Source organism: Marinobacter sp. (genome assembly GCF_033722195.1).
Classification (GTDB): Bacteria; Pseudomonadota; Gammaproteobacteria; order Pseudomonadales; family Oleiphilaceae; genus Marinobacter.
Map to the genome: position 1 here is coordinate 1 of NZ_JAWVZL010000186.1, position 2,619 is coordinate 2,619.

General features: G+C 63.3%; 1 protein-coding gene and 1 pseudogene. Both read right to left on the minus strand.

Features of this window, described 5'->3' with window-relative positions; genetic code table 11:
• On the minus strand, positions 1-2,007 hold a 2,007-nt coding region (locus R3280_RS16605; protein ID WP_318999719.1), incomplete at its 3' end, for a 3-hydroxyacyl-CoA dehydrogenase NAD-binding domain-containing protein.
• A gap of 51 nt (positions 2,008-2,058) precedes the next feature.
• Positions 2,059-2,619, minus strand: a pseudogene (locus R3280_RS16610) (acetyl-CoA C-acyltransferase); the annotation flags it as partial.

Below are 2,619 nucleotides of genomic sequence, written 5' to 3' on the forward strand. Positions count from 1 at the left end.
ACGGGCATAACTCATGGGGCCACCGCGGAAAGGCGCAAAACCGGTGCCGAAGATCATGGCGCCATCCACCAGTTCCTCGTTGTCAATCACCCCTTCCCGCAGGCAGGCCATGCAGGCATTGAGCATCGGCAGCAGCAGGCGGTCCAGGGTGTCATCCGGCGCTTCGCTGAACTTGTCCTTCTTGTCGGCGTCGCCCTTTTTCCACTGGTAGAGACCCTCGCCGGTTTTCTTGCCCAACTTGCCGTCGTCGACTTTCTCCTTGAGCCAGTCCGGGGCCGGTGGCATGTCGGTATCCAGACGGTCCCTGAGCATGTCCGCCACGCTCAGGCAGATGTCCAGGCCCACCTGGTCCGCCAGCTCGATAGGGCCCATGGGCATGCCGAAGTCTTCCGCCACCTTGTCGATGGCTTCGGCGTCCACACCCTCATCCAGCAGGGTCATGGCCTCCACCAGGTACGGAGTCAATGCCCGGTTTACCAGGAAGCCCGGAGCGGTGCGCACCGGTGCCGGGAGACGGTCGATCTGGCCGGTGAACACCCGGGCCCGCTTGAGAACCTCATCGCTGACTTTGTCATGGCTGACCACTTCCACCAACGGCATCATCGCCACCGGATTGAAGAAGTGCAGGCCCACCAGCCGCGAGGGGTCCTTGAGCTTTTCCTGAAGACTCTCCAGCGGGATGCTGGAGGTGTTGGTGGCCAGGATGGCGCCCTTTTTCAGGCGCGGCTCCACCTCCTCGTAGACTTTCTGCTTGATGTCCACTTTTTCCGGCACCGCCTCGATCACCAGGTCCGCCCGTTCCACACCCTGGTTGGCCAGGTCCGGCGTCAGGCGGTCCAGGATATCCCGGGTCTGGGAGGCGCTACGGTGCTTTTTCTCGCAGAGCTTGGAGAGCTTGGCCACCGCCTGGGCCACTTTGTCCGGCTCCATGTCGAACAGGCTGACCTGCAGACCCTGGAACGCGCACCAGCCGGCAATGTCGCCGCCCATTTCGCCGGCGCCCATCACATGCACACGACGCACCGGCTCGGCGTCCGCCTTGCCCTGGCCCTTGAGCTTCTCCCGCAGGAAAAACACCTTCACTAGGTTGCGGGAGGTGTCGGTCATCATCAGACGGGCAAAGGATTGGATCTCGGCCTTTCGCATGGCCTCGGAATCGCCACCGTGCTGCTCCCAGAGTTCGATCAACGCTTCCGGCGCCGGATAATGCTGTGGTGGCGCCTTCTTGGCACTCTTGGACCGCATCTGCCGGCCCTCGAGCTGACGGGCGGGCTTGCTGCTCAGCACCCGGCCGCGGAGGCCATGGTTGCCCTGGTCGATCATACCGTCCAGGGCCGCCCCTACTGCGGCCGCCACATGACGCTCGTCGACTATCTGGTCCACGGCGCCCAGCTTGCGGGCCTTGCTGTGGGGAATGGTTTTGCCGGTCAGCATCAGGGTCATGGCCTCGATCGGGTCCACCAGATGCGTGAAGCGTGCGGTACCCCCCAGGCCCGGATGCAGGCCAAGCTGGATCTCCGGAAAGCCGATCTTGGCCCCCGGAATGGCAAGCCGGTAATCGCAGCATAGCGCCAGCTCCAGGCCACCACCGAGGCAGGCGCCGTGGATCACCGCCACGGAGGTGAACGGCAGGGCCTCGAAGCGATCCACCACGTCATGGGCTCTGCTCAGTTTGTCGACCACGTCGGATTCGGAGTCCAGATCTTTGAACTCGGAAATGTCCGCGCCCATGCAGAAACCGGTGGCCTTGGTGGAACGCAGCACCAGCCCTTTCGGTGGATTCTTCTCCAACTCGTCCACCACCTTGCCCAATTCCTCGAGCACCTCGGCGGACAGCACGTTGGCGCTGCTTTCCGCCTTGTCCAGGATCAGCCAGGCAACGTCGTTGGAATCACGAGCCAGACGCCAGTGGCGGTAGTCCGCTTTCTTGGCGCCGGCTTCGGATTGTTCGAAAGGACCCCGCTCCATTTCGCGGGCGCTGAGTGCTTTGAGAATAGGACCTGTCATGTCGTACGCCTCCAAGCCGCCTTGTTCAAAGGCTGTTCAGATTCCTGGGTTCTAGACGGATTCGATCAGCATGGCACCGGACTGGCCGCCGCCGATGCACTCGGTGGCAATGCCCCGTTTCAGCTCTTTGCGATGCAGGGCATTCATCAGGTGCAGCACGATGCGGTTGCCGCTGGTGCCCACCGGATGGCCGATGGCCACGGCGCCGCCGTCGATATTGAGTCGCTCGGTATCCAGTTCACCCATGGCTTCGTCCAGCCCCAGGGCCACCTTGCAGAACTCCTTGTCCTGCCAGGCAGCCAGGCAGGACAGCACCTGCGCGGCGAAGGCCTCGTTGATCTCCCACAGATCGATGTCGTTCAGGCCGGCGTTGTGGCGCTGCAGGAGGGCCGAGGAGCTGAGCACCGGGCCCAGCCCCATGATCTTTGGATCCAGCGCCGACCATTCGCTGTCAAGAATCACCGCCTTGGGTTCCAGGCCGTACTTCTTCACCGCCTCTTCCGAGGCCAGAATCATCCAGGACGCGCCGTCGGTGACCTGGGAACTGTTGCCCGGCGTGACCTGGCCGTAGGGTGGCTCGAAGGCCGGCTTGAGCTGACCCAGGGCGTCCAC